Raw genomic sequence first — 12,376 nt, forward strand, 5'->3', positions numbered from 1 at the left:
CGGTCAGTCGCCGGAGCGCTCGACGAGGTGCTGGAACGCCTCCAGGTTGCGCGTCGACTCGCCGCGCGAGGTCCGCCACTCGTACTCCTTGCGGATGGCGGAGGCGAAGCCCAGCTCCAGCAGGGTGTTGAAGGCGCCGTCGGCGGCCTCCAGGACCTGGCCGAGGAGGCGGTCGACCTCGTCGGGGGTGACGGCGGCCAGCGGGAGTTTCGCGGTGACGTAGACGTCGCCGAGGCGGTCGACGGCGTAACCGACGCCGTAGAGCTTGAGGTTGCGCTCCAGCAGCCAGCGGTGGACGGCCGGTTCGTTCTCGTCGGGGTGGCGGATGACGAAGGCGTTCAGGGAGAGCGAGTGCCGGCCCACGAGGAGGGAGACCGTCGTCGACAGCTTGCGGGTGCCGGGGAGCTTGACGACGTAGTTGCCGGCCTCGGGGCTCTCCCACTCCAGGTCGGCGTCCTTGAGCGCCGCCTCGAGGACCTGTGCTGCCTTCTGCTGTGGTGCCTCAGCCATGGAGCGAGCGTACGCGACGGCGGTGCGACTGGACCGCGGCCGTGTAGACGTCGGCGGTGGCGGCCGCGGCGCTGTCCCAGCCGAAGGACTGGGCGTGCCGGGCGGCGGCGTCGCCCATCCGGGGCGTCAGCTCGGGGTTGTCGGCGAAATCGCGCAGCACGCGCGCGTACGCGGCGGGATCGTGGCCGTCGACGAGGCGCCCGGTGTGTCCGTCGCGCACCGCGACCGGGAGCCCGCCCACCGCGGCGGCCAGCACCGGCGTACCGGCCGCCTGGGCCTCTATGGCGACGAGCCCGAAGGACTCGCTGTAGGACGGCATGACGAGGACGGACGCGGCCCGGAACCAGTCGGCGAGCTGCTCCTGGCCGACCGGCGGGCGGAAGCGCACGACGTCGGCGATGCCGAGCCGCGCGGCGAGTTTCTGCAGGCCCTCCGGCTTGGCGAGGCCGCTGCCGCTGGGCCCGCCGACGATGGGGACGACGATGCGGGAGCGCAGGTCGGGGCGCTGGTCGAGGAGCACGGCGACGGCGCGCAGCAGGACGTCCGGCGCCTTCAGGGGCTGTATGCGGCCCGCGAAGAGCGGGATCAGCGCGTCCTGGGGCAGGCCGAGGCGGGCGCGGGCGGCGGCGCGGGCGTTGCCGTGCCGGCCGGGTCCCGGGACGGTGCCCTTGGGGAAGGGGCGGAACCGGTCGAGGTTCACGCCGGGGTGGACGACGGCGACCTTGTCGGGGTCGGCGGCGTAGTGCCGGACGAGTTCGTCGGCCTCCTCGGCCGTGTTGGCGATCAGCCGGTCGGAGGCGGCGACGATCTGGGTCTCGCCGATGACGCGGGCGGCCGGTTCGGGGGTGTCGCCGTCGGCCAGGTTGGCGTTCTTGACCTTGGCCATGGTGTGCATGGCGTGCACCAGGGGCGCGCCCCAGCGCTGGGCGGCGAGCCAGCCGACGTGGCCGGAGAGCCAGTAGTGGGAGTGCACGAGGTCGTAGTGGCCGGGGCGGTGTCCGGCCCACGCCTGCATCACGCCGTGGGTGAAGGCGCAGAGCTGGGCGGGCAGGTCCTCCTTGGCCAGTCCCTCGTACGGGCCCGCGTCGACGTGCCGGACCAGGACGCCGGGGGCCAGCTCGACGGCGGGCGGGAGGGCGGCGGTGGTCGCCCGCGTGAAGATCTCGACCTCGATGTTTATCTCGGCGAGGCGCTGCGCCAGCTCCACGATGTAGACGTTCATGCCTCCGGCGTCGCCGGTGCCGGGCTGGTGGAGCGGTGAGGTGTGCACGGACAGCATGGCGACGCGGCGGGGCCTGCGCAGGAGCCGGAGCCGCGGGGAGGCCGCCACTGAGCGACGCCCGAGCCTGCTGACGTACTGGCTCACGAGCCGTTCCTCCTCGCTGCGGGCATGCCGGTCGGAGGGCCTGCCATGCCCTCCAAGGGGTGGGAACACCAAAGGGGCAGTGCTCCATTCCGATTCTCGGACCTTTGCCGAATCATTACCGTCGATCGCTCAACCGTTCGATGGGCCCTCGGGTCCCCCACCCGGGTCGGTGGCGGCGGGCGCCCTGCCGTGGTGTGCGGGTACCACCATCCCGTGGACGAATGCCGCGCGGTCGGCCGCGTGCCCTCGGCCGCATACCCTCGTAGGTATGCCACCCCGCGCCACCGCCACCCGCCCCGTGGGCACGGTCACGCGCGGGACGACGAACCCCAACCGGCTGCGCCGCATGGACCGCTGGATCGCGGCCGTGCACGGCGCCGAACTGCGCCGCGCCGCCGAGCCCGTCGCCGTCGACCTCGGCTACGGCGCGGCCCCCTGGACGGCCGTCGAACTGCTGCTCCGCCTGCGCACGGTCGCGCCGCACGCGCGCGTGGTGGGCGTCGAGATCGACCCGGCGCGGGTGGCGGCGGCCCGGCCGTACGCGCGCGCGGGGCTCGATTTCCGGCACGGCGGGTTCGAGGTCCCCGTCTCCCGGCCGCCGCTGCTGATCCGCGCGGCGAACGTGCTGCGCCAGTACGACGAGGGCGAGGTGGCCGGCGTCTGGCGGCTGCTGTGCGCGCGGCTCGCGCCGGCGTCGGGGTCCTCGCGCGGCGGGCTCCTGGTCGAGGGTACGTGCGACGAGGTCGGGCGGCGGCACGTGTGGGTGGCGCTCGGTCCCGAGGGGCCGCGCACGGTCACCTTCGCGACCCGGCTCGGCTCACTGGACCACCCTTCCGACCTGGCCGAACGGCTGCCGAAGGCGCTCATCCACCGCAATGTCCCCGGCGAGCCCGTGCACGCCTTCCTGCGCGACTTCGACCGCGCCTGGGCCGCCGCCGCGCCGTACGCCTCCTACGGCGCCCGGCAGCGCTGGATCCGGGCCGTGCGGGACCTGACGGCCGACTGGCCGGTGACGGACGGGCCGGTGCGCTGGCGGCAGGGCGAAGTGACGGTGCGGTGGGAGGCGTTGGCGCCCCGCGCGTGAACCGGCGGGGCGGTCGGGGACGGCCTGGGGCCCGGGGCGGTCGGGGACGGCCTGGGACCCGGGACGGACGCGGACGACCGCGACCGTGACCGTGACCGTGACCCGGGAACGATCTCCGTGCGGCGTTCGTCACACACCCGGGAGCAGTCGTGGCAAGCAATCGGGGGAAGCAACCGAGCGGAAGCAATCGAGCGGAAGCAGGAGGAAAGCAGGCCAAGCACGGCCTCTGTCGCTTTTCGCGCCGGCATGGCACGATCCCCCGAGCGGGCTAAGTTACTGACGGTTAATCAGTTTGGGGGCGAGGTATGCGCACGGGGAAGCATGGCTTGACGACCGCTGCCGTGACCGTGGTCTGCGCGATCACCGTGCTGGCGGCGCCGGGCACGGCGTTCGCGGACCCCGGCCCGTCATCGTCGCCGGCACCGTCGTCGCCCGCACCGTCGTCGTCGGCCGGCGCCCCGGCCGCCACTCCCGGCAAGGACCTGGAGGCCGTGCGCAAGACGCTCGACAAGCTCTACCGCGCGGCGGCCTCGGCCACGGAGCAGTACAACGCCGCCGAGGAGAAGGCCGAGAAGCAGAACGCCGAGATCGTCGAGCTGGCCAAGAAGATCGTGAAGGGCCAGGAGAAGCTGGACGGCCTCAAGGAGCGCGCCGGAGCCGCGGCCCGCGCCCAGTACCGCACCGGCGGCCTGCCCGACGGGGCCAAGCTGGTGCTGAGTGACGACCCGGAGGACTTCCTCGACGGCACGGGCCGGGTGATCCAGGGCCAGCGCGCCACCAAGGGCCTGCTCGGCGACTTGACCCGCACCCAGGAGGACCTGAAGACCTACGCGGCGGACGCCTCCGCCCGCTTCAAGGAGCTGGAGGCGAACCGCAAGGCCAAGGCCACCGCCCAGAAGAAGATCGAGAAGCAGATCGCGGCGGCCGAGAAGCTGGAGTCCGAGCTGGAGACGGAGGAGAAGGAGCGCCTCGCCCGGCTGGAGCGGGAGGCGCAGGCCAAGGCGCAGACCGCCTGGCTCGACTCCGGCATCCTCGAGGACCTCGACACCGAGGCGACCGAGCGGGGCCGCAAGGCGGTCGAGTACGCCACCGCCCAGCTCGGAAAGCCGTACCAGTGGGGCGCCGAGGGCCCGACGTCCTACGACTGCTCCGGCCTGACCTCGCAGGCATGGGTGTGGGCCGGGCAGACGATCCCCCGCACCTCGCAGCAGCAGTGGAAGCAGCTCAGGCACGTCGACGTCGAGGACATGCGCCCCGGCGACCTGATCATCTACTTCGACGACGCCAGCCACGTCGGCATGTACGTCGGCGACGGCTCCATGGTGCACGCCCCGCGTCCTGGGCGTTCGATCACCGTCGCGGGCGCGGGTTCGATGCCGATCCTCGGCGTGGTCCGCCCGGACACCGCCCCGGAGCAGGCGTCCACGCCCAAGGGGTGACGCGGGCCACGCGCCCCGTTCCGGGCGCGTGAGACGGGCCACGTGACCCAGTCCACGCCCGGCGCACCGCCCCGCGTGACGTTCGTCATCCCAGGTCCCCGGCCGAGGTGTCCAACTGCGGGGGATAACGCGGCATATGACAGTGGCCGATGGCCGGCCGACGTGTTCTGGACCATTCCGCAGCGGTGCGGTCACCCGCTATGGTCCCCGTCGGTGGGTCGAGGTCCCTCGCCCCGCCATGCCCTCGGGGGGAGGGAAGGAAACCAAGACAATGCCCGTACCCGTACCGCGGCAGAGGGCGATCCCGGCCGTGGAGTGTGGTCAGGCGCCCGCCGCGTCCCCGGACAGCGGCCCTTCCAAGGAACAGGCCCCGCCCGGGACGCACCCGGCCGAGCACCCCACCACCCGGCGAGAGAACCCCACGGAGAAGCGCGAGAAGCCCACGGACACCAGCCCCGACACCAGCACCGGCACGGACAGCCGCACCGGCACGGACACCGGCGCCGGCCGGACGCACACCGACCGGACGACGCAGAGCGCGGCACCCACGAACCTCACCGTGCTGCTGATAGAGGACGACCCGGCTGGTTCGCCGATCGTGCCCGACCTGCTCGACCAGGCCGGCAAGCCGATCCGCGTCCGCACCGCGCGCAACCTCACCGAGGCCGGACGGCTGCTGACCGACGACGTCCACTGCATCCTGCTGGACCTCGCCCTGTCGACGCCGGCCCATGGCAACGGTGACGCCGAGGACCACGACGAGCTGGCGGTGCTCCGGCACGTCCTGGAGCTCGCGCCCCGGCACGCCGTGCTCGCGCTCACCTCCTCCAGCGACGCCGAGCGCGGCGCCGAGGCCGTGGCGGTCGGCGCGCAGGACTACCTGTTCCGCGACGAGCTGGACGGCCGCCTGCTGAGCCGGGCGATCCGCTACGCCGTCGAGCGCAAGCGGTCCGACTCGGCGGAGCGGCGGCTGGCCGAGGGCCGGCTGCGGGCCCAGGAGAACCGCCGTCTGGAACGGGGCCTGCTGCCCACCCCGCTGCTGGCGGGCTCTCCGCTGCGCTTCGCCGCCCGCTACCGCCCGGGCCGCTCGCGCGCGCTGCTCGGCGGCGACTTCTACGACGTCGTGCGCACCCCGGACGGCACCGTGCACGCCATGATCGGCGACGTCTGCGGGCACGGCCCGGACGAGGCGGCGCTCGGCGTGGAGCTGCGGATCGCCTGGCGGGCGCTGACGCTGGCGGGCCTGTGCGGCGACGAGCTGCTGGGCACGCTCCAGCAGGTGCTGGAGCACGAGCGCTCGGACGACGAGATCTTCGCGACGCTGTGCGCCGTGGACATCTCCCCGGACGGACGTCGCGCGGGCCTGTGCCTGGCCGGGCACCCGTCCCCGCTGCTCAGCCGCCCGGGCGAGCCCGCACGCCTGCTGCCCTACGACAACAACGGCCCGGCGCTGGGGCTGCTGCCGGGCGCCCGCTGGCCGCGGATGCAGGTGGAGCTGGGCGCCGAGTGGAGCCTGATGCTCTACACCGACGGCCTGATCGAGGGCCACGTCGGCGAGGGCCGGGAGCGGCTCGGCCAGGACGGCATGGTGGAGATGGTCCGCCGCCAGCTCGCCGAGGGTCTGGCGGGCGAGGAGCTGCTGCGGGCAACCGTCAACGAGGTCCGCGAACTCAACGGCGGCGAGCTGGCCGACGACGTCGCGGTGGTCCTGCTGGACCGGACGGCCTGAGCCGCCCGGTCCCCGGTGACCCGGCGCGGGGACTGCCCGCGGGCTGCCCGTCGTACGGGTCAGCGGCCGCCGTTGTACGGGCCGTACGGGCCGTCGCTGCTGGAGCCGCGGCGGCTGCTGCGGCCGCCGCCGGACAGGCCGCGCAGGGCGGGCCGTACGTCGACCATGTACACGATCGCCGCGATCAGGCCGATGATCGGCAGGAACGACAGGATCGGGAAGATCAGGCTCACCACGAAGGCGAGCCCGAGGATGATCAGCCAGAACGGCTTGGTCTTCTTGTCCGCCGCGCGGTAGGCGTCCTCGCGACGCGTGGCGGCGTCGATCAACGCGAAGCCGGTGAAAACCATCAGGGCGATGTTCAGCAGCCCCAGGAAGTTCGCGAACCCCTGCATCAGCACAACGTCCACCACCAGACTCGGTTCTTCATTACGCGGTCACCGTACCCGCAGAACGAGCCGGACACCCCAAGGGTGCCCGGCCGCTCCGCACTCGTGACGCAGCGCACTACTTGGCGGGCGGCGTCGTCTTCTTGGCGGTGGTGGACTTCTTCGCCGGGGCCTTGCGCGGGGCGGGCGTCTTCTTCGCCGCCGCGGTCTTGTCCTCGGTGACCCGGACCGGCTCGGGCTTGGCGGCCGCGGGCTTGGCCGGGGCGGGCTTGGCCGGCTCGACGGCCACGGCGAAGTCCTCCACGTCCTCGGCCAGGTCCTCGATGCCGTCGGCGGCCTGACCGCGCCAGGTGCGCACCGCGTGCTCGCCGCGCTCGGCGACCTTCTCGTAGGTCTCCCGGGCCTTGACGGCGTACTCGGCGGCGACGCCGACGGAACGCAGCGCGAGGTCCTGGGCGGTCTCGCCGAGCTTCTTGAAGTCGGCGTCGAGGGAGCCGAAGAGCTCGTTGGCCTTGGCCTGGAGGCTGCCCTGGGTCTCCTTGACGCGGGCCGTCGCCTTCTCCTGGACGGCCTTCGGGTCGGTGTTGCGTACGGCGTCGATCCGCGCCGGGGCCTCCGCGCGCAGCTGCTCCACCAGCACCGGCACCTTCTTGGCCTGCTGGAAGGCGAGGTCGGCGGTGCCCGCTGCGAAGTAGAGCGGGGTGGGGTCGCTGAAGGTCTTGCGCAGGTCGTCGGTGATGGCCATGGTGATGGTCCTCCGGAATTGCTTATGAATGAGGGTTTTTTACTGTTTCCGCCCCGTCGACAGCGGCATCGGCGTCGACACCGGCACCCGTGCCCGTGCCCGCATCCGCCTTCACGTCCACGTCCGCGTCCGCATCCGCGTCGGCCCCGAACCCGTTCTCCTTGCGGAAGGACTCGTAGACCTGGAGCAGCACCTGCTTCTGCCGCTCGTTCAGCGAGGGGTCGGCGAGGATGACCGCACGCGTCTCCACGTCGTCCCGGTCCCGCTCCGCGTCGAGGATCCCCGCGCGGACGTACAGCGTCTCGGCGGAGATCCGCAGCGCCTTGGCGACCTGCTGGAGCACCTCCGCGCTCGGCTTGCGCAGCCCGCGCTCGATCTGGCTCAGGTACGGGTTGGAAACGCCCGCGGCGTCGGCGAGCTGCCGCAACGACAGCTGCGCGTTGCGCCGCTGCTCGCGCAGGTACTCACCGAGATTGCCGACGTTGAGCGATGCCATGCGTCCAGCATGCCGCCTACCGCTAACTATTGCAAGCACCTGCTTGCAATAGTGTGTCCCGCCGGACCCCCGGACCCCGGGACCCCGGGCCTCCGTGCCGAGCCCGGGCCTCCGCGCCGGGTCCCACAGGCGCGGCTCCGGTCTCCGTACCCACTTTTTTGTGCGTACTGGGCAACGCGCCGTGCCCGTCCGAGACTGAGGGGGCAGGCGGGCGTCAGGAAGGCGTGCGGGCGGCGGCCTCCGGTCCCGTCAGCCGGTCCAGGCGGCGGTGGCCCCAGTCGGAGAGGGGAGAGAGGGCCTCCGCGAGATCGCGGCCGAACGCGGTCAGCGAGTACTCGGTCCGCAGCGGCAGCACGTCGTACACCCGTCGGTCCACCAGGCCGTCCGCCTCCATCTCGCGCAGTGCCTGGGTCAGCACCTTCTCGGTGAGTCCCGGCGCCTTCCGGCGCAGTTCGGCCGGCCGGTGCGGGCCGGACTCCAGCAGCCACAGCAGCGTGGTCTTCCACTTGCCCTCGATCACGGCGATCGCGGCGGTCACTCCGCAGACGTTCGGATCGTGGCGCCGGTGTGCCATGAGGTGCCCCCATTCATCAGCAATTGTTCTTCACGTTACGGGAGTTGAAGCATGTCCGCACACACCGGCCGGTCCTCGGCCGTCACCGTCGTCGGCCTGGGCCCGATGGGCCGGGCGCTGGCCGCCGCCTTCCTGGCCGCGGGAGTGCCCACCACCGTCTGGAACCGCACGCCGGGGCGGGACGCCGACCTGGTCGCGGCCGGTGCGAGGGCCGCGGCCTCGGCCGCGGAGGCGGTCGCCGCCTCGCCGCTGACGGTGGTCTGCGTGGTGAACTACGACGCCTCTGACGCCGTACTGCGCGAGGAGACCGTCACCGCCGCGCTCAAGGGCCGGACACTCGTGAACCTGAGCGCCGACACCCCCGGCCGCGCCCGGGACACCGCCGAGTGGGCCGCCCGGCACGGCGTCCGCTACCTGGACGGCGCGATCATGACGCCCGCTCCGACCATCGGCACGGACGACGCGGTGTTCCTGCACAGCGGCCCCGAGGAGCTGTACGAGGAGCACCGGCCGGTGCTGGCGGCGCTCGGCGGCACCCACACCCACCTGGGCGAGGACCCCGGGCGGGCGGCGGCCTACGACATCGCCCTGCTCGACATCTTCTGGACGGCGATGGCGGGCTACGTGCACGCCCTCGCGGTGGCCCGGGCGGAGGGTGTCACCGGCGCGGAACTCGCGCCGTTCGCGCAGGGCATCGCCGCGATCCTGCCGCCGCTGTTCACGGAGTTCGCCGCCGACACGGACGCCGGTACGTACTCGGGCGCGATCAACCCGATCACCTCGGCCGTGTCGACCATGACGCACGTCGTCCACGCCGCCGAGGCGCACGGCATCGACACGAGCCTGATGCGGGTGATCGAGGGGCAGGCCCGCCGGGTCGTCGCGCGGGGGCACGGCTCCGACGGGTACTCGCGGGTCGCGGACGTGATCACCGGGCGCTGACCGGGCGTCGAGCGGGCGCCGGACGGGCGTCGAGCGGGGCGCCGACCGGGCGGAGTCGGGCGTCAGAAGGGCAGCGGCCGCGCGTGCACCACGTCGAGGCGGGACACCGCGCGGGTGAGTACCACGTACAGCCGGTGCAGGCCCCGCCCTCCAGGTCCCTCCGCCGCCGCGATCGCCGCCGGTTCGACGGCGACGACGTGGTCGTACTCCAGGCCCTTGACCACGCTCGCCGGTACGACGGCGACCCGGGCACCCAGCGCCTCGGGTCCCGCCGCCGCGATGCCGGCCGCCTCGAGCGCCGCCCGCAACCCCGGCACGTCCGGGCCGGCGGCGACGACGCCCACCGAGCCCTCCCGGGTGAGCGCGTGCCGTACGGCGTCCACGACCGTCTCCGGCACGGCGCCGGGCGCGGCCTCGCGCAGGGTCAGCTCGCCGTCGCCGCGCAGCGAGCGGGCCGGGGGCACGTCCACGTCGAGCCGCTCCAGCAGCCGGTTGGTGAGGCCCCCCACCTTCTTCGGCACCCGGAATCCGGTGGTCAGCGGCACCACGGCGGCGTCCGGGCGACCCAGGTGGGCGAGGACGGTACGCCAGGACCGCGCGGCCCACGGCGTGGTCCCCTGGGCCAGGTCGCCGAGGACGGTGAGCGAACCGAAGGCGGACCGGCGGGCGATGGCCCGGCACTCCATCGGGGAGAGGTCCTGGGCCTCGTCGACGACGACGTGGCCGTAGCCCTCGGGATGTTCGAGGAAACCGGCGACCTCGTCCAGGAGGAGCAGGTCGGCGGCGGACCAGCGCGCCGACTTCCACGACCGCGGCGCCCGCCCCGTCCACAGCAGGGCCCGCTGCTCCTCGTCGTCGAGCACACCGTCGGCCGCCCGCGCCAGCTCGGCCGGGTCGCCGAGCAGCGGTGCGAGGACCTCCTCCGGGCGCACCCGGGGCCATACGGCGTCGAGGACCGCGCCGACCGGCCGGGCCCGCTCCACCCGGCGCAGCCAGGCGTTGGTCCGCGGCCCGGCGCGCCGTTCGGCCCGCTCCTGGACGTACCGCACGATCCGCGCCCTGACCCGCTCACGCCCGACGGTGTACGGCGGCTGCTCCCGCCGTACGTCCGCGACGACGCGGGCCAGCGCCTCGGCCGGGACGCGCCAGCGGTAGGAGCCGTCCGGCACGATGAGATCGCCCGCGGCGCCGGGGTCCACGCGCGCGTACAGGGCGCGGCGCAGCACCTCGGCCGTCCGGGCGTCGTGCTTGAGCGCGGCGGCCCGCACGTCGTCGGTGCGGGTGACCGGGTGCCGGGCGATCTCGCGGTCCAGCGTGGACTGCCGTACGCCGCTCTCGCCGAGGGCGGGGAGCACCTCGGCGATGTAGGAGAGGAAGGTCGGGTTGGGGCCGAGGATCAGCAGGCCGCCCCGCTTGATGCGCTGCGGGTGGGTGTAGAGCAGGTACGCGGCCCGGTGCAGGCCGACGGCGGTCTTGCCGGTGCCCGGGGCGCCCTGGACGCAGACGGTGGTGCCGAGACCGGCGCGGACCAGGTCGTCCTGCTCGGGCTGGATGGTGGCGGCGATGTCCCGCATGGGCCCGACGCGGGGCCGTTCGATCTCCCGCGCGACGATGGCGCTGGCCCGGGACTCGCCCCGGCCGAGGTGCTCGTCCTCCATGCCGGTGAGGTCGGCGCTCTCGCCGCGGCTGCCGGGTGCCCAGCCGAAGCGGCGCCGGACGGCCACGCCGCGGGGGTCGCCCGCGGTGGCTTGGTAGAAGGCGCGGGAGACGGGAGCGCGCCAGTCGACGACGAGGGGCGGGGCGGCCGGGTGCTCGGTGATCCGCAGCCGCCCGATGTGCAGCGCCCGACCGGTCTCCTCCCCCTCCGCGAAGTCGAGCCGTCCGAAGAACAGCGGGCCCGGCGGCAGTTCGCGCATCTCCTTGGCCCGGCTGCGCAGCCGGTACCCGAGGACCTCGGCGTCGGCACCGGAGGCGGAGACGTCCTCGCCGGTGACGACGTGCTCCTGGGCGCCTTCGACCATCGCGGCGAGGACGGCCCGGCAGTGGTCGTGGTGGGCGCGTTCGTGGTCGAGAGCGCGCTGGAGGGCGGTGTCGGTCGACGTCATTCCGGCAAGCCTACCGGAATGAAGTTACCGAGTTACATATTTTACTCGGTCAGTTCAAGGCGGGCCGGGACGCCGCGCTGAGATGCCCGTCCGCCCGGCCGCCCAGCATGTCCAGGAGCGCCAGGGCCTCGGCGGCCGGGGATCCGGCCGGCGCGGAGTAGAGGACGAGGCGCTGGTCGCGGTCGTCGAGGACGAGCGAGTCGCAGTCGACGGTGACCTCCCCGACGACCGGGTGCCGGAACGTCTTCGTGAGCGTCGGCGTGGCCTGGACGTCGTGCCGCTCCCACAGCCGGGCGAATTCCGGACTGGCGTCGTGCAGCTCGTCGACGAGTTCCCGCACCGCGGGATCCGACGGGTACCGGGCGACGGCGGACCGCAGTGACCTGACGACGTGCAGCCGGAAGTCCGCGCCGTGGGAGGTCCCGTACAGCTCCGCACCGGTGTGCGTGGCGCCGAGGAACGCCCAGCGCGCGAGATTGCGGTCCCTGGGGGCGAGTGCGGCGAAGTCCTCCATGAGCGCGGCCGCGAGACCGTTCCACGCGAGCACGTCGCACGCGGCGGAGACCACGAAGGCGGCCGTCTGCGGCAGCCGCTCGACGAGCGCGAGAATGCTCGGGGGGACGTCGCGCCGGTGCAGTCCGGTACGGCCCGGCGCGGTGCCCGCGAGGACGTGGAGGTGGTCGGACTCGGCGTCCGTGAGCCGCAGGGCACCCGCGATCCCGGCGAGGACCTCGGCCGACGGCCGCGGCGCCCTGCCCTGTTCGAGCCGGACGTAGTACTCGGTGGAGATGTGCGCGAGAACCGCCACCTCCTCGCGGCGAAGACCCGGTGTCCGGCGCCGCGGGCCCGAGGGCAGGCCGACGTCCTCCGGCCGGAGCCGCTCGCGGCGGCTGCGGAGGAACGCCCCGAGCTCCTTCTTGTTGTCCATACCCCGAGTCTGCACGCCGCACGGCGACGGATGCCTGGTACAGCCTGTGCCTGTATCCGCCCGGCGGCC

The 12,376-nt window shown here is 73.6% G+C and carries 12 protein-coding genes; 4 read left to right on the forward strand and 8 right to left on the reverse strand.

Annotated elements, in window-relative coordinates; translation table 11 throughout:
• Positions 1-3 precede the first annotated feature (3 nt).
• Positions 4-510, reverse strand: a complete 507-nt coding sequence (locus IE258_RS37060) for a type III secretion system chaperone family protein (protein WP_189750214.1) — start codon at positions 508-510, stop codon at positions 4-6.
• A complete protein-coding gene (mshA, locus tag IE258_RS37065) occupies positions 503-1,876 on the reverse strand; it encodes a D-inositol-3-phosphate glycosyltransferase (RefSeq protein WP_189750215.1) in 1,374 nt (457 codons plus the stop codon). Before mshA ends, IE258_RS37060 begins: the two co-directional genes overlap by 8 nt.
• A 268-nt stretch (positions 1,877-2,144) precedes the next feature.
• Here mshA and IE258_RS37070 point away from each other — a divergent pair, with 268 nt between their 5' ends.
• From IE258_RS37070 to IE258_RS37080, 3 genes are all read left to right on the forward strand, one after another.
• Positions 2,145-2,960 (forward strand): class I SAM-dependent methyltransferase, encoded by an 816-nt coding sequence (locus IE258_RS37070; RefSeq protein WP_189750216.1) that lies wholly within the window; start codon positions 2,145-2,147, stop codon positions 2,958-2,960.
• A 305-nt stretch (positions 2,961-3,265) separates the two neighbouring features.
• A complete protein-coding gene (locus IE258_RS37075) occupies positions 3,266-4,399 on the forward strand; it encodes a C40 family peptidase (protein WP_189750217.1) in 1,134 nt (377 codons plus the stop codon).
• 271 nt (positions 4,400-4,670) lie between these two features.
• The gene (locus IE258_RS37080) at positions 4,671-6,128 is read left to right on the forward strand and encodes a PP2C family protein-serine/threonine phosphatase (protein WP_189750218.1); all 1,458 of its coding nucleotides are present in this window, start codon (positions 4,671-4,673) and stop codon (positions 6,126-6,128) included.
• A 59-nt stretch (positions 6,129-6,187) separates the two neighbouring features.
• Here IE258_RS37080 and IE258_RS37085 read toward each other — a convergent pair whose 3' ends face one another.
• From IE258_RS37085 to IE258_RS37100, 4 genes are all read right to left on the reverse strand, one after another.
• Positions 6,188-6,523 (reverse strand): DUF2516 family protein, encoded by a 336-nt coding sequence (locus tag IE258_RS37085; RefSeq protein ID WP_189750266.1) that lies wholly within the window; start codon positions 6,521-6,523, stop codon positions 6,188-6,190.
• Between the two features lie 112 nt (positions 6,524-6,635).
• Positions 6,636-7,262: a hypothetical protein gene (locus tag IE258_RS37090; RefSeq protein ID WP_189750219.1), complete on the reverse strand. Its 627-nt coding sequence runs from the start codon at positions 7,260-7,262 to the stop codon at positions 6,636-6,638.
• Between the two features lie 22 nt (positions 7,263-7,284).
• Positions 7,285-7,758, reverse strand: a complete 474-nt coding sequence (locus IE258_RS37095) for a helix-turn-helix domain-containing protein (RefSeq protein WP_189750220.1) — start codon at positions 7,756-7,758, stop codon at positions 7,285-7,287.
• Between the two features lie 214 nt (positions 7,759-7,972).
• Positions 7,973-8,332: a winged helix-turn-helix transcriptional regulator gene (locus IE258_RS37100; protein WP_127895481.1), complete on the reverse strand. Its 360-nt coding sequence runs from the start codon at positions 8,330-8,332 to the stop codon at positions 7,973-7,975.
• Between the two features lie 51 nt (positions 8,333-8,383).
• Between IE258_RS37100 and IE258_RS37105 the strand changes: the two genes are divergently transcribed.
• Positions 8,384-9,274, forward strand: a complete 891-nt coding sequence (locus IE258_RS37105; protein WP_189750221.1) for an NAD(P)-dependent oxidoreductase — start codon at positions 8,384-8,386, stop codon at positions 9,272-9,274.
• Between the two features lie 62 nt (positions 9,275-9,336).
• Here the strand turns inward: IE258_RS37105 and IE258_RS37110 are convergent, their stop codons facing one another.
• Together IE258_RS37110 and IE258_RS37115 are read right to left on the reverse strand one after the other, a co-directional pair.
• Complete coding sequence (locus IE258_RS37110; protein WP_189750222.1) at positions 9,337-11,379, reverse strand: HelD family protein; 2,043 nt, start codon at positions 11,377-11,379, stop codon at positions 9,337-9,339.
• A gap of 49 nt (positions 11,380-11,428) precedes the next feature.
• On the reverse strand, positions 11,429-12,307 hold the full coding sequence (locus IE258_RS37115; RefSeq protein ID WP_189750223.1) for a helix-turn-helix transcriptional regulator: 879 nt from the start codon (positions 12,305-12,307) through the stop codon (positions 11,429-11,431).
• Between the last annotated feature and the right edge of the window lie 69 nt (positions 12,308-12,376).

The organism is Streptomyces tendae (assembly GCF_014650435.1).
GTDB classification, from domain to species: Bacteria; Actinomycetota; Actinomycetes; order Streptomycetales; family Streptomycetaceae; genus Streptomyces; species Streptomyces tendae.

Coding starts and splice junctions, on each gene's coding strand:
- IE258_RS37060 (WP_189750214.1), bottom strand. CDS start 510: ATGGCTGAGGCACCACAGCAGAAGGCAGCACAGGTCCTCGAGGCGGCG.
- IE258_RS37070 (WP_189750216.1), top strand. CDS start 2,145: ATGCCACCCCGCGCCACCGCCACCCGCCCCGTGGGCACGGTCACGCGC.
- IE258_RS37075 (WP_189750217.1), top strand. CDS start 3,266: ATGCGCACGGGGAAGCATGGCTTGACGACCGCTGCCGTGACCGTGGTC.
- IE258_RS37080 (WP_189750218.1), top strand. CDS start 4,671: ATGCCCGTACCCGTACCGCGGCAGAGGGCGATCCCGGCCGTGGAGTGT.
- IE258_RS37085 (WP_189750266.1), bottom strand. CDS start 6,523: ATGCAGGGGTTCGCGAACTTCCTGGGGCTGCTGAACATCGCCCTGATG.
- IE258_RS37090 (WP_189750219.1), bottom strand. CDS start 7,262: ATGGCCATCACCGACGACCTGCGCAAGACCTTCAGCGACCCCACCCCG.
- IE258_RS37095 (WP_189750220.1), bottom strand. CDS start 7,758: ATGGCATCGCTCAACGTCGGCAATCTCGGTGAGTACCTGCGCGAGCAG.
- IE258_RS37100 (WP_127895481.1), bottom strand. CDS start 8,332: ATGGCACACCGGCGCCACGATCCGAACGTCTGCGGAGTGACCGCCGCG.
- IE258_RS37105 (WP_189750221.1), top strand. CDS start 8,384: ATGTCCGCACACACCGGCCGGTCCTCGGCCGTCACCGTCGTCGGCCTG.
- IE258_RS37110 (WP_189750222.1), bottom strand. CDS start 11,379: ATGACGTCGACCGACACCGCCCTCCAGCGCGCTCTCGACCACGAACGC.
- IE258_RS37115 (WP_189750223.1), bottom strand. CDS start 12,307: ATGGACAACAAGAAGGAGCTCGGGGCGTTCCTCCGCAGCCGCCGCGAG.